At 40.2% G+C, this 21,712-nt stretch carries 22 protein-coding genes; 15 read left to right on the top strand and 7 right to left on the bottom strand.

Annotated elements, in window-relative coordinates:
• Window positions 1-20 precede the first annotated feature (20 nt).
• The 7 genes from BLQ05_RS07650 to BLQ05_RS07620 all read left to right on the top strand — a co-directional run bounded on the left by BLQ05_RS07650 (window position 21) and on the right by BLQ05_RS07620 (window position 6,601).
• Window positions 21-902, top strand: coding sequence for an SDR family oxidoreductase (locus BLQ05_RS07650; protein WP_023577124.1), 882 nt, complete (start codon window positions 21-23; stop codon window positions 900-902).
• A 200-nt stretch (window positions 903-1,102) separates the two neighbouring features.
• On the top strand, window positions 1,103-1,870 hold the full coding sequence (locus BLQ05_RS07645; protein WP_023577125.1) for a ParA family protein: 768 nt from the start codon (window positions 1,103-1,105) through the stop codon (window positions 1,868-1,870).
• A gap of 7 nt (window positions 1,871-1,877) precedes the next feature.
• Window positions 1,878-2,777, top strand: a complete 900-nt coding sequence (locus tag BLQ05_RS07640; RefSeq protein WP_023577126.1) for a ParB/RepB/Spo0J family partition protein — start codon at window positions 1,878-1,880, stop codon at window positions 2,775-2,777.
• Window position 2,778: 1 nt separating this feature from the next.
• A complete protein-coding gene (locus BLQ05_RS07635) occupies window positions 2,779-3,345 on the top strand; it encodes a DUF5683 domain-containing protein (RefSeq protein ID WP_023577127.1) in 567 nt (188 codons plus the stop codon).
• A gap of 10 nt (window positions 3,346-3,355) precedes the next feature.
• Window positions 3,356-4,060 (top strand): 4-hydroxy-tetrahydrodipicolinate reductase, encoded by a 705-nt coding sequence (dapB, locus tag BLQ05_RS07630; RefSeq protein WP_023577128.1) that lies wholly within the window; start codon window positions 3,356-3,358, stop codon window positions 4,058-4,060.
• 170 nt (window positions 4,061-4,230) lie between these two features.
• Window positions 4,231-5,922, top strand: a complete 1,692-nt coding sequence (lepB, locus tag BLQ05_RS07625; RefSeq protein ID WP_023577129.1) for a signal peptidase I — start codon at window positions 4,231-4,233, stop codon at window positions 5,920-5,922.
• Window positions 5,923-5,989: 67 nt separating this feature from the next.
• On the top strand, window positions 5,990-6,601 hold the full coding sequence (locus BLQ05_RS07620) for a WbqC family protein (protein WP_023577130.1): 612 nt from the start codon (window positions 5,990-5,992) through the stop codon (window positions 6,599-6,601).
• Here BLQ05_RS07620 and BLQ05_RS07615 read toward each other — a convergent pair whose 3' ends face one another.
• The 6 genes from BLQ05_RS07615 to BLQ05_RS07590 all read right to left on the bottom strand — a co-directional run bounded on the left by BLQ05_RS07615 (window position 6,602) and on the right by BLQ05_RS07590 (window position 12,753).
• Window positions 6,602-7,639 carry an endonuclease/exonuclease/phosphatase family protein gene (locus BLQ05_RS07615; protein ID WP_023577131.1) on the bottom strand — a complete coding sequence of 346 codons (1,038 nt, stop codon included), beginning with the start codon at window positions 7,637-7,639 and terminating at the stop codon, window positions 6,602-6,604.
• Window positions 7,640-7,648: 9 nt separating this feature from the next.
• Complete coding sequence (locus tag BLQ05_RS07610; RefSeq protein ID WP_023577132.1) at window positions 7,649-8,509, bottom strand: rhomboid family protein; 861 nt, start codon at window positions 8,507-8,509, stop codon at window positions 7,649-7,651.
• Window positions 8,510-8,578: 69 nt separating this feature from the next.
• Entirely contained in the window at window positions 8,579-9,325 is a 747-nt protein-coding gene (locus BLQ05_RS07605) for a rhomboid family intramembrane serine protease (protein WP_143000923.1), read from the bottom strand.
• A complete protein-coding gene (gene mutL / locus BLQ05_RS07600; RefSeq protein WP_023577134.1) occupies window positions 9,322-11,202 on the bottom strand; it encodes a DNA mismatch repair endonuclease MutL in 1,881 nt (626 codons plus the stop codon). Before mutL ends, BLQ05_RS07605 begins: the two co-directional genes overlap by 4 nt.
• A gap of 189 nt (window positions 11,203-11,391) precedes the next feature.
• Entirely contained in the window at window positions 11,392-11,886 is a 495-nt protein-coding gene (gene ribH, locus BLQ05_RS07595; protein ID WP_023577135.1) for a 6,7-dimethyl-8-ribityllumazine synthase, read from the bottom strand.
• A 75-nt stretch (window positions 11,887-11,961) separates the two neighbouring features.
• Complete coding sequence (locus BLQ05_RS07590) at window positions 11,962-12,753, bottom strand: tetratricopeptide repeat protein (protein WP_023577136.1); 792 nt, start codon at window positions 12,751-12,753, stop codon at window positions 11,962-11,964.
• A 134-nt stretch (window positions 12,754-12,887) separates the two neighbouring features.
• Between BLQ05_RS07590 and recF the strand changes: the two genes are divergently transcribed.
• The 7 genes from recF to BLQ05_RS07555 all read left to right on the top strand — a co-directional run bounded on the left by recF (window position 12,888) and on the right by BLQ05_RS07555 (window position 19,482).
• Window positions 12,888-13,967: a DNA replication/repair protein RecF gene (gene recF, locus BLQ05_RS07585; protein WP_023577137.1), complete on the top strand. Its 1,080-nt coding sequence runs from the start codon at window positions 12,888-12,890 to the stop codon at window positions 13,965-13,967.
• Window positions 13,968-13,992: 25 nt separating this feature from the next.
• Window positions 13,993-14,688 carry a thioredoxin domain-containing protein gene (locus tag BLQ05_RS07580; RefSeq protein ID WP_023577138.1) on the top strand — a complete coding sequence of 232 codons (696 nt, stop codon included), beginning with the start codon at window positions 13,993-13,995 and terminating at the stop codon, window positions 14,686-14,688.
• A 171-nt stretch (window positions 14,689-14,859) separates the two neighbouring features.
• Window positions 14,860-15,894, top strand: a complete 1,035-nt coding sequence (murB, locus tag BLQ05_RS07575) for a UDP-N-acetylmuramate dehydrogenase (protein WP_262486495.1) — start codon at window positions 14,860-14,862, stop codon at window positions 15,892-15,894.
• 218 nt (window positions 15,895-16,112) lie between these two features.
• A complete protein-coding gene (locus BLQ05_RS07570) occupies window positions 16,113-16,727 on the top strand; it encodes an FMN-binding negative transcriptional regulator (RefSeq protein ID WP_023577140.1) in 615 nt (204 codons plus the stop codon).
• A gap of 90 nt (window positions 16,728-16,817) precedes the next feature.
• On the top strand, window positions 16,818-17,924 hold the full coding sequence (locus BLQ05_RS07565; protein WP_023577141.1) for a glycosyltransferase: 1,107 nt from the start codon (window positions 16,818-16,820) through the stop codon (window positions 17,922-17,924).
• 38 nt (window positions 17,925-17,962) lie between these two features.
• Window positions 17,963-18,481 (top strand): RNA polymerase sigma factor, encoded by a 519-nt coding sequence (locus tag BLQ05_RS07560; RefSeq protein ID WP_023577142.1) that lies wholly within the window; start codon window positions 17,963-17,965, stop codon window positions 18,479-18,481.
• A 167-nt stretch (window positions 18,482-18,648) separates the two neighbouring features.
• Window positions 18,649-19,482, top strand: coding sequence for an energy transducer TonB (locus BLQ05_RS07555; protein ID WP_023577143.1), 834 nt, complete (start codon window positions 18,649-18,651; stop codon window positions 19,480-19,482).
• A 36-nt stretch (window positions 19,483-19,518) separates the two neighbouring features.
• Here BLQ05_RS07555 and nhaA read toward each other — a convergent pair whose 3' ends face one another.
• On the bottom strand, window positions 19,519-20,679 hold the full coding sequence (gene nhaA, locus BLQ05_RS07550; protein WP_023577144.1) for a Na+/H+ antiporter NhaA: 1,161 nt from the start codon (window positions 20,677-20,679) through the stop codon (window positions 19,519-19,521).
• A 157-nt stretch (window positions 20,680-20,836) separates the two neighbouring features.
• Between nhaA and lipA the strand changes: the two genes are divergently transcribed.
• The gene (gene lipA, locus BLQ05_RS07545; protein ID WP_023577145.1) at window positions 20,837-21,709 is read left to right on the top strand and encodes a lipoyl synthase; all 873 of its coding nucleotides are present in this window, start codon (window positions 20,837-20,839) and stop codon (window positions 21,707-21,709) included.
• The last annotated feature ends 3 nt before the right edge of the window (window positions 21,710-21,712 follow it).

The raw sequence follows: 21,712 nt of genomic DNA, 5'->3' as shown, positions 1-21,712 counted from the left end.
ATCAAAAACACTTTACAAATATGAATTTTTCAGCAAAAATGCTCCGCGATAACGCACTCGAAGATAAAGTAATCGTGGTAACCGGCGGCGGAAGCGGCTTGGGGAAAGCGATGACCAAATATTTTATGGAATTGGGCGCTAAAGTGGCCATCACTTCCCGAGACCTGGAAAAACTGCAAACCACAGCCAAAGAACTGGAAACCGAAACCGGTGGAAAATGTTTGGCGATACAATGTGATGTGCGTCATTACGATCAAGTCGAAGCCATGTTGGCCGAGGTTTTAAAAGCTTACGGGAAAGTCGATGTCTTATTAAACAACGCTGCCGGAAACTTCATCTCACCTACCGAGCGTTTATCGGCTAATGCTTGGGACACCATCATTGATATCGTATTGAAAGGATCGAAAAACTGTACGCTGGCTTTCGGCAAACACTGGATTGCTGCCAAGCAACAAAACACCAATGTTTTAAATATTGTAACTACGTATGCCTGGACCGGTTCCGCTTATGTAGTTCCTTCAGCCACAGCGAAAGCCGGAGTTTTGGCCATGACACGCAGTTTGGCTGTGGAATGGGCAAAATACGGGATTCGCATGAATGCCATCGCACCGGGACCTTTCCCGACAAAAGGCGCATGGGACCGCTTATTGCCGGGTGACCTGAAAGAGAAATTCGACTTAGCCAAAAAAGTACCGTTAAAACGTGTGGGCGACCATCAGGAATTGGCGAATTTAGCCGCGTATTTGGTATCCGATTTCTCAGCTTATATCAACGGTGAAGTAGTTACTATTGATGGCGGTGAATGGTTACAGGGTGCCGGTCAGTTCAACTTGCTGGAAGCCGTTCCTACCGAATTATGGGATATGCTGGAAATGATGATCAAATCGAAAGGGAATAAATAATAGTTGCCCGTTTACGGTCAACAGTTTATAGAAAAAGGGCGAAAATTTCGTCCTTTTTCTTTTTTAGACAATCCAAACTGTTAACTGCAAACTGTTAACTGCAAACTGATAACTGTAAACTTTGAGAGATTGTTAACAAATAACATTTTCATAAACCATAATAAATTGTATTTTTACGCTTCAAAATTTGTAAAGACAAAATGGGTAAAATCATTGCTATAGCCAATCAGAAAGGTGGCGTTGGAAAAACTACGACTTCAGTTAATTTAGCGGCTTCTTTAGGCGTTTTAGAGAAAAAAGTACTGCTAATTGACGCTGATCCACAGGCAAATGCCTCCTCCGGATTAGGAATTGACGTGGAAAGTGTCGAGATAGGAACCTATCAGATTCTGGAACACAGCAATACACCCGAAGAAGCAACTATCTCCTGCTCGGCTCCGAATGTTTCGGTAATTCCGGCACATATTGACTTGGTCGCTATTGAAATTGAATTGGTTGACAAGGAAAACCGCGAGTACATGCTGAAACAGGCATTGGCGAGCGTAAAAGATAAGTACGACTACATCATCATCGACTGTGCGCCATCGTTAGGTTTACTGACGTTGAATGCTCTAACAGCCGCAGATTCGGTTGTAATTCCGATTCAATGCGAGTATTTCGCCTTGGAAGGTCTTGGGAAATTATTGAACACCATCAAAAGCGTTCAGAAAATCCACAATCCGGAACTGGATATCGAAGGATTATTGTTAACGATGTACGATTCGCGTTTGCGTTTATCGAACCAAGTTGTGGAAGAAGTACAGAAACACTTCAACAATATGGTTTTTGATACCATCATTCAAAGAAACATCAAGCTGAGTGAAGCACCAAGTTTTGGCGAAAGCATCATCAATTATGACGCAACCAGCAAAGGCGCAACGAATTACCTGAGTTTGGCAGAAGAAATAATCAAGAAAAACAGCAATTAGTAGTTGTATGACAAAAGCGATAAAAAAACAGGCATTAGGAAGAGGATTATCGGCGTTATTAAAAGACCCTGAAAACGATATCAAATCGGCGGAGGACAAAAACGCAGATAAAGTTGTTGGAAACATTATCGAACTTGACATTGAAGCGATTGAAATCAATCCCTTTCAGCCCAGAACCAATTTCAACGAAGAATCGTTACAGGAATTGGCATCTTCCATCCGTGAATTGGGTGTAATTCAACCTATTACCGTAAGAAAAACCGACTTCAACAAATACCAGTTAATTTCCGGAGAACGTCGTTTGCGCGCTTCGAAATTAATCGGACTAAAAACAGTTCCGGCCTATATCCGCCTGGCAAACGATAACGATTCCTTGGTAATGGCCTTGGTGGAAAACATCCAGCGTCATGATTTGGATCCGATTGAAATCGCTTTATCCTACCAACGTTTGATTGACGAAATTCAGTTAACACAGGAGCAAATGAGCGACCGTGTGGGCAAAAAACGCTCTACGATTGCCAATTATTTACGATTGCTTAAATTAGACCCGATTATCCAAACGGGTATTCGCGACGGTTTCATCACTATGGGGCATGGTCGTGCGATTATCAACGTGGAAGACCATGACATTCAAACGGATATATATCAGAAAATCGTAAGCCAGAATCTTTCGGTTCGTGAAACGGAAGCGTTGGTGAAAGCCTATCACGAAAGCTTAAAACCTGCTCCTGCAAAAGCGCCAAAAGGTACTTCGTTCGAAGTAAGTAACGATAAGAAAAAAGCGTTTACCGATTTCTTCGGAGCCAAAGTAGACGTAAAAGTAGCCGGAAACGGGAAAGGAAAAATAACCATTCCGTTCCATTCGGAAGAAGACTTCAACCGAATTATCAAACTAATCAACGGATAGTGTGACTAGATTCCTAATCATATGCTTCTTTACGCTGTTTTTTACATCGCAATCCGGTTTTTCACAAACCGAAGTGCCGCTGTTGATTGCCACGGATTCTGTAAAATCAGACGAAATGAATGTCTTAGCCCCTTCCAAAGCCGCGTTTTATTCGGCATTGGTCCCGGGACTTGGTCAGGTGTACAATAAAAAATACTGGAAAGTACCTATTGTTTATGTGGGATTGGGTGCCGGAATTTATTTCTACGCCGATAACAACAAAAAATACAAGCGTTTTCGCGACGAATACAAGAAACGTCTGAACAACACCTATGACCCGGAAGACCCTTATTTCGGTCGTTTAGACAATAGCCGATTAATTGACGGACAAAAGTTTTACCGCAGAAACAGGGATTTATCCGCTTTCATTACAGCCGCTATTTACATTCTGAATGTTGTAGACGCCAATGTTGACGCGCACTTAATGCAGTTCAACGTAAATGAAAATCTTACGGTTCGCCCGGATTTGTACCAAAACGAAATCAATTACAAACACAACATAGGACTTACGCTGAATTATAATTTCTAATCCGAATATCATGAAAATTGCACTTTTAGGCTATGGAAAAATGGGCAAAGTAATCGAACGCATTGCTTTGGAAAGAGGTCATGAAATTGTGCTGCGAAAAGATCAGGATATGGGTTATGAAGGCCTTTCAACTGCTGATGTTGCCATCGATTTCAGCGTGCCTTCAGCGGCAGTGAGTAACATTTCAGCCTGTTTGGAGACTAATATCCCTATACTATCGGGAACGACCGGTTGGTTGGAACATTATGACGAAATGGTTGCATTGTGTAAAGCCAAAAACGGTGCCTTCATTTACGGATCGAATTTCAGTCTGGGAGTGAATATTTTCTTTGAACTGAACAATTATCTGGCAAAAATGATGGCCAATCTGGAGCAATACAAAGTGTCGATGGAAGAAATTCATCATACGCAAAAACTGGATGCACCAAGCGGAACGGCGATTTCATTGGCCAACGGAGTGATAGAAAATTCGGATTATACTTCGTGGACATTAGAAAGCCCAAAACCGGATCAGATTCATATTGAGGCGAAACGCATCGAAAATGTACCGGGTACACACAGTGTTTTTTATGATTCGGACGTGGATCAGATTGAAATCAAGCACACCGCCCACAGCCGTGAAGGTTTTGCATTAGGTGCTGTAATTGCTGCCGAATGGTTACAAAATAAAAAAGGTGTTTTCACAATGAAAGACGTTTTGAATCTAAATCGTTAGATTATCAGATTTCTTAGATTATTAGATTCCAAACAAAAGAATAAAACAGCATACATAAAAAGCAAAAGATAAGATAAAATAAAATGAATTATAAAACTTCTGAAAGATTAAGATTTAACCGTACAAAAATCTAAAAATATAAGAAGTCTAAAAATCTAAAAATCTCAATTATGACACTAATACAATGGTTTATCTTTTTCCTAATTATTCAGGCAGTGCATTTTTTAGGAACATGGAGATTATATGAAAGAGCAGGCAGAAAAAGATGGGAAGCCGCCATTCCCATATACAACGCCATCGTATTAATGAAAATCATCGACCGCCCTACCTGGTGGACCGTTTTATTATTTGTTCCGGTAGTAAACCTGATTATGTTTCCGGTTATTTGGGTGGAAACGTTACGGGCTTTTGGTAAAAAATCAGAGATGGATACCACTTTAGGTATCGTAACCCTTGGGTTTTACATTTACTATATTAACTATACACAAGAAGTAACTTATATACCGAATAAAAATGAGGTAAAAACCGAAAATACGGTTAGCGCATTGCTTTTTGCCTTAGTCGTTGCGACTTTGGTGCATACTTATTTTATTCAGCCTTTTACCATCCCGTCTTCTTCCTTGGAGAAATCATTGCTGATTGGCGACTTTTTATTCGTAAGTAAGTTTCATTACGGTGCGAGAACACCAATGACAACTGTTGCCGCGCCGATGGTTCATGACAGTATTCCTCTGGTTAAATCCAAATCGTATTCGAATTTCCCGCAATTACCTTCGTTCCGATTCCCGGGAATCCAAAAAATAAAGCGTAATGACATCGTAGTTTTCAACTGGCCGATGGATACCGTATATCAGTTTTTTGACCGTTCCGGAAGAAGAGCCGAAAAACCTATCGATAAAAAATCCAATTACGTAAAACGTTGCGTGGGAATTCCGGGTGATAGTCTGTCCATAAAAGACGGTATCATCTATATTAATGACAAAGAATCCATATTACCGGAAAGAGCCAAACCTCAGTTCATGCACATCGCTTACGCCAAAAAAGGGGTCAATATGGAGTTGGTTAAAAACACGGGGTCAACCGAATTTTCCAGAAAATACATCGTAAAACCAACGAGTCAGGACCAATTGACAGCCATACAACCTTATGTTACGGATTATACGCAGAATAAAGACAACTCCTTAACGGTTATCACATCCGCTGAAGGTTTATCACAGAACTTAACCTCCAGCATCGGTTTATATGCTCAGGAACTTTACGATGCCAAAGCCGATGTGAATTTAACACTTAAGGGAGCGGAAGAATTACGCAACAGTAAGGCTTTCGATTCCATTGTGAGAGTTATTCTTCCGAAAGACGCGACCAACACTTCTTGTTTCCCTCACTCAAAAGACTGGAGCATTGATAACTATGGTCCGATTTATATTCCCGAAGCAGGAAAAACAGTTGAACTTAACAAAGAAACACTTCCGTTTTATAAATACCTTATTACGGAATACGAGCACAATGATGTAAAAGTAAACGGAGATGAAATCCGCATCAATGGAGAAATCGCCAAAAGCTATACTTTCAAACAGGATTACTACTGGATGATGGGAGACAACCGTCATCGTTCGGAAGATTCGCGTTATTGGGGATTTGTACCTGCCGATCATATTGTGGGCAAACCGGTATTTATCTGGATGAGTTTGGACCAAAACATTCCTTGGAGCAAAGCCATTGATAAGATACGTTGGGAGCGCTTGTTCACCACCGTAGGCGGAGACGGCGAACCGGTTTCTTATTTCAAATACTTCCTGATTGCTCTTTTGGGTTATTTTGGATATAATTTTTACAGAAAGAGAAAAGCGAAAAATGCATAACGTTTAGAGTTTATTGTTTGCAGTTATCATTAAGCTGTGAACAGTACTCTCATAACAATACCCAAACATGAATATTTTATTACACCCTACCTACTTTCCTTCCATCAGCCATTTTACAGCGATGGTAAAAGCCGATTCGATTACCTTTGAAATGGAAGACAATTTCCAGAAACAAACCAATCGCAACAGGATGTATATTTATTCGCCTAACGGCATTCAGATGTTGAATATTCCGATTAAGCACAGCAAGACAGCACATCAGAAATTTAAAGACGTGCGCATTGAAAACGATTTCGACTGGCGTAAAAACCATTTTAAATCGCTGGAAGCTGCTTATAGAACGTCACCTTTCTTCGAGTATTTTGAAGACGATATCCGTGCGCTTTTCGAAAAGAAACACGAATTCATGATGGACCTGAATTTTCAGACTATCGAAGTGGTTACCGAATGTTTAGGGGTGAAATTCGACATCGAAAAAACTACCGAATATTTCCATGAAGTGGAAGGGTTAACAGATTTCCGTCATTTGGCTAACGGTAAAAAAGATACATTGGTTTTCGAACCGTACACTCAGGTTTTCGATGACAAACACGGATTCATCAACAATTTGAGTATTCTGGATTTGTTGTTCAATGAAGGACGTTATGCGGTGGATTATCTGAAAAAACAATCCTTATAATTACTCCTCCTGCTTTAACATCAATCGGGTAGTAATCGGAAAGTGATCGGAATTGACGAAGTTGTCAAAACTCTTAAAATTCTTTACTTCAAACCGTTTATCCGTTAGAATATAATCGATACGCGCCGGATAGAATTCGTAATCGTACGTTTTTCCGAAACCTTCCCCGGCCTCTTCAAACGCATCATTCATATTGCCTTTAATGTTACGGTACACGTAGGAAAACGCACTGTTATTCATATCGCCACAAACAATCATTGGATAATGACATTCGTTTTTATGTTCCTTTATAAGTTCCGACTGCAACTGTTGCTCTTTAAAAGCTTCGCTCATTCTTCGGAATATTTTTTTTGACTTGGCTTCATCAATTTTCTCGTTAATATCCGGACTGATTTTAGTGGACTGCAAATGAATACTGTACACCCGAATGGTATCACGACGCATTTTAATATCGGCAAAAATCACGTTATTATCGGATTCCGGAAAATCGATTTCCCCTTTTTCAATGATGGGAAATTTCGAAAAAATAGCCTGCCCGGTTCGGATATTATCACCCTGCATCAGGATGTATTTGTACTTGTAATCCGAAAACTTCACATCAGCCGACGTGGAATATTCCTGTATGCATAAAATATCCGGGTCCTGTGAAGCCACAAAATCAACTATATCTTCGGAAATATTCTGTTTGCTCATCCATTCGAAAACATTGAAAAGACGCACGTTATAACTCATCACAGTAAAGTCATTGTCCTCTACAATCAGATCTTTTCCCGAAAATTTATAGAATTTATTGAAAAACGTGATTCCGATTAAAAAAACAAAAGCAGAAAGTAGCACCTGCCTCTTAAATTGCAACAACCAATAAAACAAAAAGACCAGGTTGAGTATCAGCATTAACGGCATCACCAAGGTTAAAACCGACAGAAAAGGAAACATTTTAGGAGCAAGAAAAGGCAATAAATACGCCACAAACGTAAGCATCGCCAAAACGATGTTGAAAAAAAAGGCTATTTTATTGATAATTGATAAGTTCTTCACTCGTTGTTTCTACTTCCCTACTTTAAACAAAAATTCTTTCTCTTCCTTGGTTAAACTGTCGTAACCCGATTTACTGATTTTATCCAAAATCTCATCGATTTGTTGTTGCGTCATGTCCTTTTGCGGCTTCGTCGGTTTGGTTTGTGTCTGTTGGTTCGCATTTCTGTGAACCTTTTTAAACGGGGTAGCTTTTCTTGGGGAAAACAAAGAAACAAAATAATCGATAACATTCGACACTATTTTACTCAAATCGGTTCCGTTTTGTAACAGTTTGATGTACAAAAAACCAAAAAGCGATCCGCCGATGTGCGCCAGATGTCCGCCGGTATTACTCATCGGAATCTGAATCAGATCCAAAACAAACAATACCAGCGCAATGTGCCACAGCTTCACGTTTCCGATTAACAGCAACCGGATTTCCGACAACGGCGAATAGGTTGCCGCAGCAATCAGAACCGCCATAATCGCTCCCGAAGCGCCCACTAAAATGGTATTGCTGTGAAGAAACAAATCGGACAGTACAAACACCAATCCCGCAAAAACAGCACCCAACAGATACAATCCGAAGAATTGTTTTTGAGTGAAATACGTCAGAAACAGGCGGCTGGAGAAATTCAACACAATCATATTGAACAACAGATGCCAAAAATCGGCATGAAGAAAAGCATATGTGATAAACGTCCAGGGTTTGACAACAACTTTGGAAACAGTTGACGACAGACTCAACCAATCAATCACATGTTGAAAAACCGACGGTGCAAAAGCGCTTAAAATGAAAAACGGAATCGCAATACCCACATTCCAAAAGATGAGTTTCTGGGTAATATCCCCGGTTTTGTATTGTAATTTAAAATCGTCTAAAATATTCATTTTGAATTTAGAAATTAGAATTTAGAACTTCTGCAAACGGATTAGCGGTACTGATTACTGCCTTCTGTTTTAATTCCAACGATTGTCATTAAACTGATTCTTTTTCCAGTACGACATCATAATAAACCCAACAAGAGCACCTCCTATGTGAGCGAAATGGGCAATTCCACTGCTTCCTCCGAAAATCGATTTTCCGGAAACACCCAAAAACAAATCGACCAACAGTAAGCCGGGAACAAAATATTTTGCCTTTATCGGAACAGGAATAAACATCAAAGCCAGTTCGGCATTGGGAAACATGAACGCGAAAGCCACCAAGAGTCCGTAAATGGCACCGGAAGCTCCAACAACAGGCACAATATAACTTTGTAAGAAACTGGTAAAATTAGTATTTCCCATTATTTCCTGCCAACGGGTGTCAAATTTCCCTTCGGCTAAAATTTTTATAATTTCTTCTTTTTGAAATCCGTTTTCCATCAGAAAATTCAAACCATCATGAAAACTGAAATAATTTACAGCCGTATGCAACAAAGCCGATCCCAAACCACACGAAATATAGAAAAACAAAAACTTCTTTCCACCCCAGAAATGCTCCAAGGCACTTCCGAAAGAATACAACGCAAACATATTGAATAAGATATGCATTAATCCGCCATGCATAAACATATGCGTAATGGGTTGCCAAACTTTAAAACTCGGATTTTCAAAATAGAAAAGCGCCAAAAAATCCTGCGCTGCGGGAACAAACTGGGCGCCCACAAAAAAAATCACATTAATTATAATTAACTGTTTTACAGTTTCGGTCATGTTCATCATAGGGCAAAACGTTTGTCTAAATCTTCCACACCCATGGTTATGAAAGTCGGTTTATTAAATGGTGATACGTTGGGTTCTTTACACGCAAATAAAGAATTCACGATACTTTCCTGTTCTTTTTCGGTTAAATAGGCGCCGGTTTTCACCGAAAGGCTTCGTGCCATCGATTTGGCAATACGGTCACTCTGACTGAAACTACTCTCCGGAAGTTCGCCCTGCAAATCGTGAATCAGTTCTTCCAGAAGCACACTCACTTCGCTTTCCGCCACATTCACCGGTAATCCCGAAATTACAAGGATTTCCGTAGTCATCGCATCAAAAACGAAACCGGTATTTTCCAACGACGATCGCAATTCTTTTATCATCGTCATTTCCGAGGGCGAAAAATGCAATTCCAAAGGAAACAACAACTGCTGACTCGCCGCCTGATGCATCGTAATACTTGTCAGGAATTGCTCGTATAAAATACGCTGGTGTGCCCGTTCCTGATATAAAATCATCATTCCGGATTTAATCGGACTGACGATGTATTTTTTCTGAATCTGATAAGTTCTGTTTCCGGCGGTTTCCACTTCGTTTTCACTGAAAAGGGAACCGGTCACTTCCTCGCTTTCAAATTGGATTTCACTTACGTCGATTTCATCGGTAGCCGTTTTCAATCCAACATACAGACTTTCCCAACTTGCATTATGGTCTTGTTTTTTATAACCGGAACCAAAAGAATGCGAGCCTACCGAAGACGCTGAAAACCCTCGCGAAGGCAGCTCAGCAGCAAACGGATTAAAATTCGAATCGACCTGTATTAAAGGCGTTTCGCTTTCTTTTTCTTTGTAATCATACGGAATATCCAACGAAGCATCGCGTTCGAAATCCAATATCGGCGCTACGTTAAACTGTCCTAAACTGTGTTTTATTGAGGAACGCAAAATCGCATACAACGCCTGATCGTCGTCAAACTTGATTTCGGTTTTGGTCGGATGAATGTTGATATCTATCGTATGCGGAGGCACATCGAGGTATAAGAAATAACTCGGCTGACTTCCGTCTTTCAGCAACCCTTCATAGGCTGCCATAATCGCATGATGCAAATACGGACTTTTAATAAATCGGTCGTTCACGAAGAAAAACTGTTCGCCACGGTTCTTTTTGGCAAATTCGGGTTTCCCCACAAATCCCTGAATACCGACAATTTCGGTACTTTCATTCACCGGAACCAATTTTTCGTTGGTCTTTCCGCCAAAAACATTCACAATACGCTGACGCAGATTGGATTGCGGCAAATTGAACATTTCGCTTCCGTTATGGAACAACATGAAGTGAATATTGGGATGTGCCAAAGCCACGCGTTCGAAATCATCCACAATATGACGAAATTCCACCGTATCAGATTTTAAGAAATTACGACGGGCAGGAATATTGAAAAATAAATTTTTGACTGAAAAAGAAGTGCCTCTGGGCAATACCGCCACATCCTGAGAAACAAATTTGCTGCCTTCAATAACAATGTGTGTTCCCAATTCTTCCTGATCCTGTTTGGTTTTCATTTCCACATGGGCAATCGCTGCAATGGAAGCCAAAGCTTCACCTCGAAACCCTTTGGTGTGCAGTGAAAACAAATCTTCCGCCTGACGGATTTTGGAAGTGGCATGGCGTTCGAAACACAAACGCGCGTCGGTAACCGACATTCCTTTTCCGTTGTCAATTACCTGAATCAGGGTTTTTCCCGCATCTTTTACGATAAGTTTGATTTCGGTAGCGCCAGCATCGACCGCGTTTTCCACCAATTCTTTCACCACGGAAGCCGGTCGCTGAACGACTTCTCCGGCGGCTATCTGGTTGGCAACGTGATCGGGTAGTAATTGAATTATGCTTGACATCAAGTAATTATGAATTATAGATTATGAGTTATGAATCAGCCTCATGGTTCACAAATTTAAGGAAAAGGAATTTGTTATTATACCTAATGGAATCATAAAAAAATAAAAAACCTACTCTTACGAATAGGCTTTCTGATATTGTATTTTCGTTGTAAAATGATTTCCTTTTACAGCCAATCAAAATCCTGCTTACTGATTGGTCGTTCTTCTTAAATCGGCCATTTTGATGGCAGCGATTGCCGCTTCAGTCCCTTTATTGCCGTGAACGCCGCCGCTTCGATCGATCGACTGTTGTTCGTTATTATCGGTTAACAGACAGAAAATTACCGGAACATCCGTTTGCACGTTCAAATCTTTAATTCCCTGCGTTACGCCTTCACAAACGAATTCGAAATGCATCGTTTCGCCTTTGATTACACAACCAATGGTGATGACACAATCCACTTCCTGTGTTACAATCATGCGTTGTGCACCGTAAACCAGTTCAAAACTGCCGGGAACATTCCATCGGATAATATTTTCCGGTAAAGCACCACAGTCCAAAAGTGCCGCTTCGGCTCCGGAATACAATCCTTCGGTAATTTTATCGTTCCATTCTGAAACAACAATCCCAAACCGAAAATCTTTCGCATTTGGGATTGTGTTTTTATCGTAATTGGATAAATTTTTATTTGCTGTTGCCATAATTTAAATTAGAAGTTTGAAATTAGAAGTTTGAAAAAAGAAACTGAATTCTAAATTCTGTCTTCTGCCTTCTATTTACTCAACCATTGCAATCATTGCATCAATACCTGCACCTTCCTGAGAAGTTTCGTATTTGTCTTTGATTTCGGTAAAGAATTTCAACGCTTCCGCTTTTTTACCCATTTCCAAAGCCATTTGACCTGCTTTGTATAAATATCTTGGTGTGGTAAAATCGTTTGCGTTAGCTTCAGCCGCTTTTTGGTAATAGCTTAACGCATCTTCTTTCTGACCCAATTCAGAGAAAGCGTCTCCGATAGCTCCGGTAGCAATCGCTTTCAGGAACATGTCATCCGATTTGAATTGCTCCAATTGCTCAACCGCTTCTTTAAACTTACCTGTATTTAAATACGCCATACCTGCATAGTAATGAGCCAGGTTAGCCGCTTTGGTACCGGAATAGTTATCGGTAATTCCGATGAAACCTAATTTTCCTTCACCACCTTTTAACGCAAGATTGTATAAAGAATCATTAGCGGTTTGACCGTCTACTGCCTGTTGGAAGTACTGTTGAGCCTGGAACATTTCGTTCGCCGCTTCGTCTTCTTTCGGTTCAACAATAAATTTGTTGTATAATAAATATCCGGCTGCCACAACTGCAATAGCACCTACAACACCGAAAATGTATTTTTGATTTTTAGCAACCCAATCCTCAAGTTTATTAGCGCTTTCATCCAAAGTATTAAATACCTCTGCCGTTGCGCTATCTTCCTCTTTAATGTTGTCTAATGTATCAACGTCAATTTGATCTTCAGCCGCTTCGTCTTTTGGTTTTGGAGCTTTATACCCTCTTTTGTTATATGTTGCCATCTATTTTTAATTTAATGAACGGCAAAAATAAAATTTTTATTCATATATGGAAATCCTTTTTGTCGATATTTTTCAATAATTTGCACCCACTTTAAAAAAATGATTTAAATTCTCTGAAATAATTCGGATTTCTCGTGTATCTAAAGCGCCTTTCCCTTTTTAATTACAAAAACATCACCGAAGCCACTTTCGACTTCGAAGCGAAAATTAATTGCTTCGTAGGGAAAAACGGTATCGGAAAAACCAATATTCTGGATGCTATTTATCATTTGTCGTACGGGAAAAGTTACTTTAATCCGCTTGCGGTTCAAAACATCCGACACGGCGAGGAGTTTTTTGTAGTGGACGGCGTCTTTGAAAAAGACCAACGTGAGGAACAAATCATTTGCAGTCTGAAAAAAGGTCAGAAAAAAATCCTGAAACGCAACAACAAACCATACGAGCGTTTTTCCGATCATATCGGGTTCATTCCACTCGTAATTATCTCGCCTTCCGATCAGGATTTAATTATCGAAGGCAGCGAAACCCGTCGAAAATTTATCGACAGCGTGATTTCGCAATTGGACAGCACCTATCTGCAGCAATTAATCCAATATCAGAAAATCATCGCACAAAGGAATGCCCTACTGAAATATTTCGCGGCAAACCAAACGTTTGAAAACGACACCCTTTCCATCTATAACGAGCAATTGGACGTTTTAGGCTCTTCGATTTTCGAAAAAAGAAAACAATTTCTGGAGAATTTCATTCCGATTTTCAACCAACACCATCAATCCATAACCAATTCGGCAGAAACGGTACAGATTGTCTATGAAAGTCAGCTCTCCGAAAAACCGCTGTTACAGCTTTTCGAAGAAAATTTAGCCAAAGACCGCGTTTTACAATACACGAGCGTCGGTATCCACAAAGACGATTTGTCTTTTGAAATCGACACCTTTCCGATAAAGAAATTCGGTTCGCAAGGGCAGCAAAAATCGTTCCTGATTGCCTTAAAACTAGCGCAATTCGAATTCATCAAAAAACAAAGTGGCGTTTTACCCATTTTATTATTCGATGATATTTTCGACAAACTGGACGAAACCCGCGTAAGCAAAATCGTGGAAATGGTCAACGACGAAACTTTCGGCCAGTTGTTTATTTCCGATACTCATCCCGAACGCACCGAAAGCATCGTAAAGTCAACACATCAGTCATACAAACTATTTAATTTGTAATTTTACACAACAAAAATCAAAAAAAATGAAAACAATAAAATTCTTAGCAACCCTTACCATCGCTTTATTATTCAGCAACTGCAGTAAAGGTCAGAATGTGGAAACCATTGCCGTTACTGATTTTGAAACAAAATTAAAAGCCACCGAAAACGCACAATTGGTCGACGTTAGAACTACCGGCGAATATTCGGAAGGCCATTTGGACAATTCCAAAAATATCGACTGGAACGGCGATTCGTTTGAAACCGAAGTACAAAAACTGGACAAATCAAAACCGGTTTTCGTGTACTGTCTTGCCGGCGGAAGAAGTAAAAAAGCAGCCAACAAACTGAAAGAATTAGGTTTCACCACCGTTTACGACATGGAAGGCGGCTATATGAAATGGAGTGCGGCACATCCCAACACGCAAAAGAAAACCGACATCGGTATGAGCAAATCGGAGTACGAAAAACTGATTGCTTCGGACAAAGTAGTGGTAATCGATTTTTATGCCGAATGGTGTGGTCCTTGTAAAAAAATGGCGCCTTACCTGACCAAAATGGAAAAAGAATACGAAGGCAAAGCCAAAATTGTCCGCGTGGATGCCGATAAAAACAAAGCGCTTTTTAACGGTTTGGGTTACAGCGAACTTCCAGTGGTGCTTATTTTTAAAGACGGAAAAGAAGTCTGGAAAAAAACCGGATTCGTATCGGAAGCCGAATTAAGAGCCCAATTGCAATAAGTAATTTGAAGCGAATGGCTTGGGCATTTTTGTCTACCCTTTTCCCGCTTTCCGTTACAATTACCTTTGTCAAAGTTTAAAACTTTGACAAAGGTAATTTCCCCTCTAATCGGGGCTATTAGATAAACCATTCGTTTGTTTGGAAACAAAACCTGCAAAATTTCAAAAACCTTGCAGGAAAACAAAAACAGTATGCAGATAGAACACAATTTCTCCTTAAAAAACTACAACACATTCAGCATTGAAGCCAAAGCGAAATCGTTTGTGGAAGTCGGTAATACAACGGAACTGGCACAAATCCTGAAAGAACATCAAAACGAAAAATTATTCATTTTGGGTGGCGGAAGCAACATGCTTTTAACGCAGGACATCGATGCTTTGGTCATTTATGTGAATCTGAAAGGCAAAAACATCCTGAAAGAAGACGCTGATTTTGTTTGGGTTCAGGGCAATGCCGGCGAAAACTGGCACGAATTTGTGTTGTGGAATTTAGAGCAGAATTTTGGCGGTATTGAAAACATGTCATTGATTCCCGGAAATGTGGGCACTACGCCTATCCAAAATATCGGTGCGTATGGTGCCGAAATAAAAGACACCATGGTTTCTTGTGAAGCGATGAACATCAAAACCCAGGAAATCGTAACCTTTACCAATGCCGAATGCAAATTCGGATACCGCGAAAGTATTTTCAAGAACGAAGCAAAAAACCAATACGTGATCACTTCTGTAGTTTTCAAACTGACTAAGAAAAACCACAAAATCAATACGTCTTACGGCGCCATCGATGGGGAATTGGCAAAACATAACATTGCCAATCCTACGATTCAGGACGTCAGCAACGCGGTGATTGCCATCCGTAAAAGCAAATTACCCGATCCGAAAGAGCTTGGCAACAGCGGCAGTTTCTTTAAAAACCCGATTGTTCCGAAAGCAGTTTACGAAAAAGCCCACGCACAATTTCCGGACATGCCACATTATACGGTTGGCGAAAACGAAGTGAAAGTTCCTGCCGGCTGGCTCATCGAACAGGCCGGTTTTAAAGGAAAACGCTTTGGCGATGCTGGTGTTCACACGCTACAAGCCTTGGTTCTGGTAAATTACGGCAACGCTACCGGGCAGGAAATTTTAAATGTTTCTAAAGCCATTCAGAAAACCATTTTGGAGAAATACGGCATTGCGATTGAAGCGGAGGTGAATATTATTTAGTGATTAGTAGTCAGTAATTAGTGATCAGTCTCAGTTAGCAGGAAATAGTTACCAGACGGCAGATTACAGTTGACAGTCAACAGAAAAAAGATTGCAGAAAACAAAGAAGCAATCCTTACTTATAGACAAACTAGAAATACGATTACAAACATTCAATTTCTCATTTCTAATTTCTCATTTCTAATTTCTAACTTCTAATTTCTAACTTCTAATTTCCAATGTACATCCCTGAACTTTACAAAAACGAAAACGCCGAAGAAATCAAAAGCTTTTTAAAAAGCAACAGTTTCGGCATTCTCATAAATCAGACCGAAGGAAAACTTTGGGGAACGCACATTCCATTGGAACTGGAAACTAATGCGCGAGGCAAAGAAGTGTTGTTCGGACATGTTTCCAAAGAAAATCCGCAATGGCAGGCTTTTGAAAACAACAAAGAGGTTCTGGCTATTTTTTCGGGTCCGCACAGCTATATTTCGTCTTCCTGGTACGATCATGAAAATGTGCCTACGTGGAATTACATCGCCGTTCACGTGTACGGTAAAATCAGCATCATTGAGGGCGATGAAATGCTTTTCGCCTTGAAAAAACTGGTGGACAAATACGAAGCCACTTCCAAAAATCCGGTGAAAATTGAAAATTTATCCGAAGAAACCATGAGACAAACCAATGGTTTTGTGGCTTTTGAAATCGAGATAAATGAAATTCAGGCGGTAAAAAAACTTTCGCAGAACCGCGACGACAAAAACCACATACGCATTATTTCGGAACTCCGGAAATGTCCTCATCAAAACGCGCAGGACATCGCCGGTGAAATGGTAAAACAGCGAAAGTAATTTATCCCGCTATTTTAAAGAATTACGGTTGAAATGTAACATAGGATTTGTACATTTGCACCACAATTTTAACACCGATTCGGATTCTCTATGCTGCTAATTTTACTTTACATTTTTATCGGAATCATCGCCATCCAACTGTTTTACTATCTGGTAGTTTTTGGAAAATTCGCGTTTGCCAAAGCGCAGAAAATCACTCCAAAACGCATCCCGATTTCGGTAATTGTATGCGCCAAAAACGAAGAGGAAAACGTAAAAAAGTTTATCCCGCTTTTAGCCGAGCAGAATTACCCCGATTATGAAATTGTCTTGATTGACGATGCTTCCAGCGACGATACCCTTGAAATTTTCGAAGCTTTTGAACGTCAGTATCCCAATGTGAAATTGGTCAAAGTACAAAACAACGAAGCCTTCTGGGGCAATAAAAAATTCGCTCTAACCTTAGGCATTAAAGCCGCTTCCAAAGAATATTTACTTTTTACGGACGCTGATTGTTATCCGACTTCCAAAGACTGGATTTTAAACATGAGTGCGCAGTTTACCATGCACAAAACCATCGTTTTAGGGTATGGCGCTTACGAAAAAATCAAAGGTTCATTCCTGAATAAAATCATCCGATTCGAAACCATGCTTACGGCAACACAATATTTTTCATGGGCAAAAATGGGCAAACCGTATATGGGTGTCGGAAGAAATTTAGCCTACAAACGCGAGGAATTTTTTAGGGTAAACGGATTTATAGACCACATGAATGTGCGCTCCGGTGACGACGATTTGTTTATCAACCAGGCAGCTAAGGGAAGCAACACTACCGTTTGTTATACGCCGGACAGTTTTACGATATCAGAACCTAAATTGACATGGAAAGACTGGTTCCGTCAAAAGCGCCGCCATGTTTCCACAGCCAAATTGTATAAAGGTTTTGACAAGTTTCAGTTAGGCCTGTATTATTTCTCACAATTGACCTTTTTAATCTTAGCCGTTTTGCTACTGGCGATACAGTTCCAATGGATAATTGTGGGCGGATTGATTGTTTTCCGATACATTTTCGCCTGGACGACTCTGGGTTATGCCGCCGGGAAACTGAAAGAAAAAGACGTAATGTATTGGTTCCCAATCATCGAAATAATCCTTATCTTCACACAGTTGAATGTGTTTTTCACTAATTTAGTTTCAAAACCCGTACATTGGAAATAACTTCAGAAATCATACAGAAAAACATCGAAAAGGCTAAAATGGGCGACCAGGTAGCCTTTACTTTTTTATTGGATTTTTTCTGGAACGAGGTCTATGGCTTTATGCTCAAACGCACCGAAAATGAAACCGACACCGAAGATATTGCCATTGAAACTTTCGCCAAAGCGTTTGACAAAATCGCCACTTACAATCCGGAATTCGGGTTCAACACCTGGCTGATTGCCATTGCCAAAAACGTGCACATCGACATGCTTCGCAAGAAAAAATCATCCTTATTCGTGGATTTTAACGACGAAGAAGACCGTCAGGCGTATGATGTTGCCGACACCACACCTACGGTGGAAGACGAAATCATCAAAGAACAAAACCTTGCCCGATTGCTTTTGTTCATAAAAGAATTGAAACCGGCATACCAGGAAGTGATACAATTGCGTTATTTTCAGGAAATGAGTTATCAGGAAATTGCCGACGAACTCGAAGAACCTTTAAATAACGTAAAAATCAAACTTTTGCGTGCCAAAAAACTTCTCGCGGAAATCATTCAACAAAAACGCTGAAACGCTGAATTTCATTCAGATAAAAAGTATTATTATTGATTTTTAACAACTAAAAATGTTAATTGAAAAATATTTTTACAAATATTTAACATTTTAAATACTATGATAGCATAGTTTTCGTTATTAAATAAAAATAGCTATTTAATTAACCTCAAAAACTATCTATTATGTCTAAAATCAACATTTACGAAACCGGTTGGGTAAACATGGTTTTCGAAGGACGAAACAAAGCCTATGGTGCGTATCAGTTACGAACCGAAAATCCGAAAACAACTGTAAAAGCATTTTTCTCCGCAATGGCTTTATTTGGTACGGTAGCAGCAATTCCTGTGGCAATCAGTTATCTTAAACCGGATAAAACAACGGCCTTGGTAATCCCGGATACGTCAGAAGAAGAAATCATTCCGGTTGACGCCGATGTTTTCAAAAAAGAAGAACCGAAAAAAGAAGAGGCCGGTCCGGAAATTTCAAAACCGCTAACAGATGAAAAAGTAATCAAACATGTTAATATGGTGGTTGCGGAAAAACAAAAAGTTACGGAAGAAGTCGCCACCAACAAGGAATTGGAAAAAGCGCAAATCGGACAGGTAACCAACGAAGGAATAACAACTACAGGCAACGCACTGGTAACTGCGCCAAAAACAAACGAAAACGGAAACGGCACTGGAGGAAGCGCTATTGTTGAAATGCCGGTTTCATTAGAGGTACAGCCACAATATCCCGGTGGCATCAGCGCCTTTTTAAAAACTGTAGGAAAGAATTTCAAAACGCCGGAAGTAGACGAAGGCATTAAAACCTTACAGGTTATGGTATATTTTGTTATCGAAAAAGACGGATCGCTATCTAACATTCGAGTAACAAGAGATCCGGGTTACAGCCTTGGCAAAGAAGCGACAAGAGTCTTAAACAACATGAAAACCAAATGGTCACCGGGGTATAAGAACGGACAACCGGTGAGAACCGCCTATAACTTACCCATCACTGTTAATGTGGAACACTAACAAAAAAGCAGAACCGAAGTTCTGCTTTTTTATTGTTTATAATTCCTCTTCTATAATTTCAGTGTTTTTAAGCGACCTGTTCAAAAACACATACCCTATTATTCCGGCCACCAGTGAGGAAATCATAATGGCTATTTTGGAAATAGTAATGTCTTCAGGCTGTGATTTAAAGGCCAGAAGTGTGATGAAAATAGACATTGTAAAACCTATTCCCGCCATAAAACCTGTCGCAAAGATGTGTTTCCACTTTAACCCTTTCGGTAATTGACAAAGCCCTAAAGCAGCTGCCAGAAAACAAAACAATAAAATCCCAAGAGGCTTACCGGCAACCAATCCGAGAAAAATACCAATACTGTTTTCGTGTTTCAGACCTTCCATCCAATCATCACCAATTACAATCGCAGTATTGGCCAGAGCGAAAACCGGGAGAATAAAAAAAGCTACCGGCTTGTGAAGCAAATGCTGCAATTTATAGGAAATCGTTTTTTCACTCCCATCGCCAAAAGGAATAACAAAAGCTAACAAAACTCCGGAAATGGTAGCGTGAATACCGGAATTCAGCATGAAATACCACATTCCTATTCCACCAACGATATACGGAATCCAGCTGTTGACTTTCATTCGGTTAAAAACGAATAAAACACCCATTATCGCTAAGGCAATCCCTAAATTCAAAAGCGAAAGGTTATCGGTATAAAAAAGAGCGATGACTAAAATGGCGCCCAAATCATCAATAACCGCCAACGCCGTCAGAAAAACTTTCAATGATGTCGGCACTTTGCTTCCCAACAACGACAAAACGCCCAATGCGAAAGCAATATCGGTTGCCATCGGAATTCCGGCTCCGGATTGGGTTGGCGTTCCGTGATTAAAAATCATATAAATCCCCGCAGGCACGAGCATTCCCCCTAACGCCGCAATTATAGGTAAAAGCGCATTTCTCAGTTTGGACAATTCACCTATATACACCTCACGCTCCAACTCCAAACCGATGAGTAAAAAGAAAATGGTCATCAGTCCGTCGTTAATCCAATGTTCCACCGAATGATGTCCTATCTGATAATGCCAAAGATGTCCGTAATTTTCCTGAAGCACAGAATTTGCTAAAAACAAGGAAACCAGGGTACAAATTATCAAAACGATTCCGGAAGCCTTTTCACTTTCGAAAAATTCGGTAAACAACTTAGAAACTCTCATCCAATGGTGGCATTTAAAATTAATTCCCGCTAAAATAACACATTTTATCCGGACAGGAAAACCCTCGAAAGCCTTTATTGTTTACCCTATTAAAAATGCGTTAAACCAATCGTCAAATTAACAACAATGCTTATCTTTGCTACAAATATTTGAGAACATGGACACTGTTTTAGAATCCAACATACTTCCGGTAGGAAAACCAAAATGGTTACGCGTAAAGCTTCCGACAGGAAAAAAATACACCGAATTAAGAGGATTGGTGGACAAATACAAGCTGAACACGATCTGTACGTCGGGTAGTTGCCCGAATATGGGTGAGTGTTGGGGAGAAGGAACAGCCACTTTCATGATACTCGGAAATGTTTGCACGCGTTCTTGCGGTTTTTGTGGTGTAAAAACCGGAAGACCCGAAACCGTAGACTGGGATGAACCGGAAAAAGTGGCCCGATCCATTAAAATCATGAACATCAAACATGCGGTTATTACCAGTGTGGATCGTGACGATTTGAAAGACGGTGGTTCCATCATTTGGGCGGAGACGGTGAAAGCCATCCGAAGAATGAATCCGGAAACAACACTGGAAACCCTTATTCCCGATTTCCAGGGCATCGAAAGAAACATTGACCGTATCGTCGAAGTGAGTCCGGAAGTAGTATCGCACAATATGGAAACCGTACGTCGTTTAACCCGTGAAGTACGTATTCAGGCAAAATACGACCGAAGTTTAGCAGTTTTAAAATATCTGAAAGACCAAGGCATCCGCAGAACCAAATCCGGCATCATGTTAGGACTTGGCGAAACCGAAGAAGAAGTAATTCAAACCATGAAAGATTTGCGTGAGGCGAATGTGGATATCGTAACCATCGGACAGTATTTGCAACCCAGTAAAAAACACCTTCCGGTAAAAGAATTCATCACACCGGAACAGTTTGCCAAATACGAGCAAATCGGAAAAGAATTAGGATTCCGTCATGTGGAAAGTGGTGCTTTGGTGCGCTCCTCCTACCATGCCCAAAAACATATTTTATAATTT

The sequence above is a fragment of the Flavobacterium saliperosum genome (genome assembly GCF_900100625.1).
In the GTDB taxonomy this organism is placed as follows: domain Bacteria; phylum Bacteroidota; class Bacteroidia; order Flavobacteriales; family Flavobacteriaceae; genus Flavobacterium; species Flavobacterium saliperosum.
Note: the sequence above shows the minus strand (reverse complement) of the source record. Positions and strands in the feature narration are given on the sequence as shown.

Coding starts and splice junctions, on each gene's coding strand:
- BLQ05_RS07650 (WP_023577124.1), top strand. CDS start 21: ATGAATTTTTCAGCAAAAATGCTCCGCGATAACGCACTCGAAGATAAA.
- BLQ05_RS07645 (WP_023577125.1), top strand. CDS start 1,103: ATGGGTAAAATCATTGCTATAGCCAATCAGAAAGGTGGCGTTGGAAAA.
- BLQ05_RS07640 (WP_023577126.1), top strand. CDS start 1,878: ATGACAAAAGCGATAAAAAAACAGGCATTAGGAAGAGGATTATCGGCG.
- dapB (WP_023577128.1), top strand. CDS start 3,356: ATGAAAATTGCACTTTTAGGCTATGGAAAAATGGGCAAAGTAATCGAA.
- lepB (WP_023577129.1), top strand. CDS start 4,231: ATGACACTAATACAATGGTTTATCTTTTTCCTAATTATTCAGGCAGTG.
- BLQ05_RS07620 (WP_023577130.1), top strand. CDS start 5,990: ATGAATATTTTATTACACCCTACCTACTTTCCTTCCATCAGCCATTTT.
- BLQ05_RS07610 (WP_023577132.1), bottom strand. CDS start 8,509: ATGAATATTTTAGACGATTTTAAATTACAATACAAAACCGGGGATATT.
- BLQ05_RS07605 (WP_143000923.1), bottom strand. CDS start 9,325: ATGATGAACATGACCGAAACTGTAAAACAGTTAATTATAATTAATGTG.
- mutL (WP_023577134.1), bottom strand. CDS start 11,202: ATGTCAAGCATAATTCAATTACTACCCGATCACGTTGCCAACCAGATA.
- ribH (WP_023577135.1), bottom strand. CDS start 11,886: ATGGCAACAGCAAATAAAAATTTATCCAATTACGATAAAAACACAATC.
- BLQ05_RS07590 (WP_023577136.1), bottom strand. CDS start 12,753: ATGGCAACATATAACAAAAGAGGGTATAAAGCTCCAAAACCAAAAGAC.
- BLQ05_RS07580 (WP_023577138.1), top strand. CDS start 13,993: ATGAAAACAATAAAATTCTTAGCAACCCTTACCATCGCTTTATTATTC.
- BLQ05_RS07570 (WP_023577140.1), top strand. CDS start 16,113: ATGTACATCCCTGAACTTTACAAAAACGAAAACGCCGAAGAAATCAAA.
- BLQ05_RS07565 (WP_023577141.1), top strand. CDS start 16,818: ATGCTGCTAATTTTACTTTACATTTTTATCGGAATCATCGCCATCCAA.
- BLQ05_RS07560 (WP_023577142.1), top strand. CDS start 17,963: ATGGGCGACCAGGTAGCCTTTACTTTTTTATTGGATTTTTTCTGGAAC.
- BLQ05_RS07555 (WP_023577143.1), top strand. CDS start 18,649: ATGTCTAAAATCAACATTTACGAAACCGGTTGGGTAAACATGGTTTTC.
- nhaA (WP_023577144.1), bottom strand. CDS start 20,679: ATGAGAGTTTCTAAGTTGTTTACCGAATTTTTCGAAAGTGAAAAGGCT.
- lipA (WP_023577145.1), top strand. CDS start 20,837: ATGGACACTGTTTTAGAATCCAACATACTTCCGGTAGGAAAACCAAAA.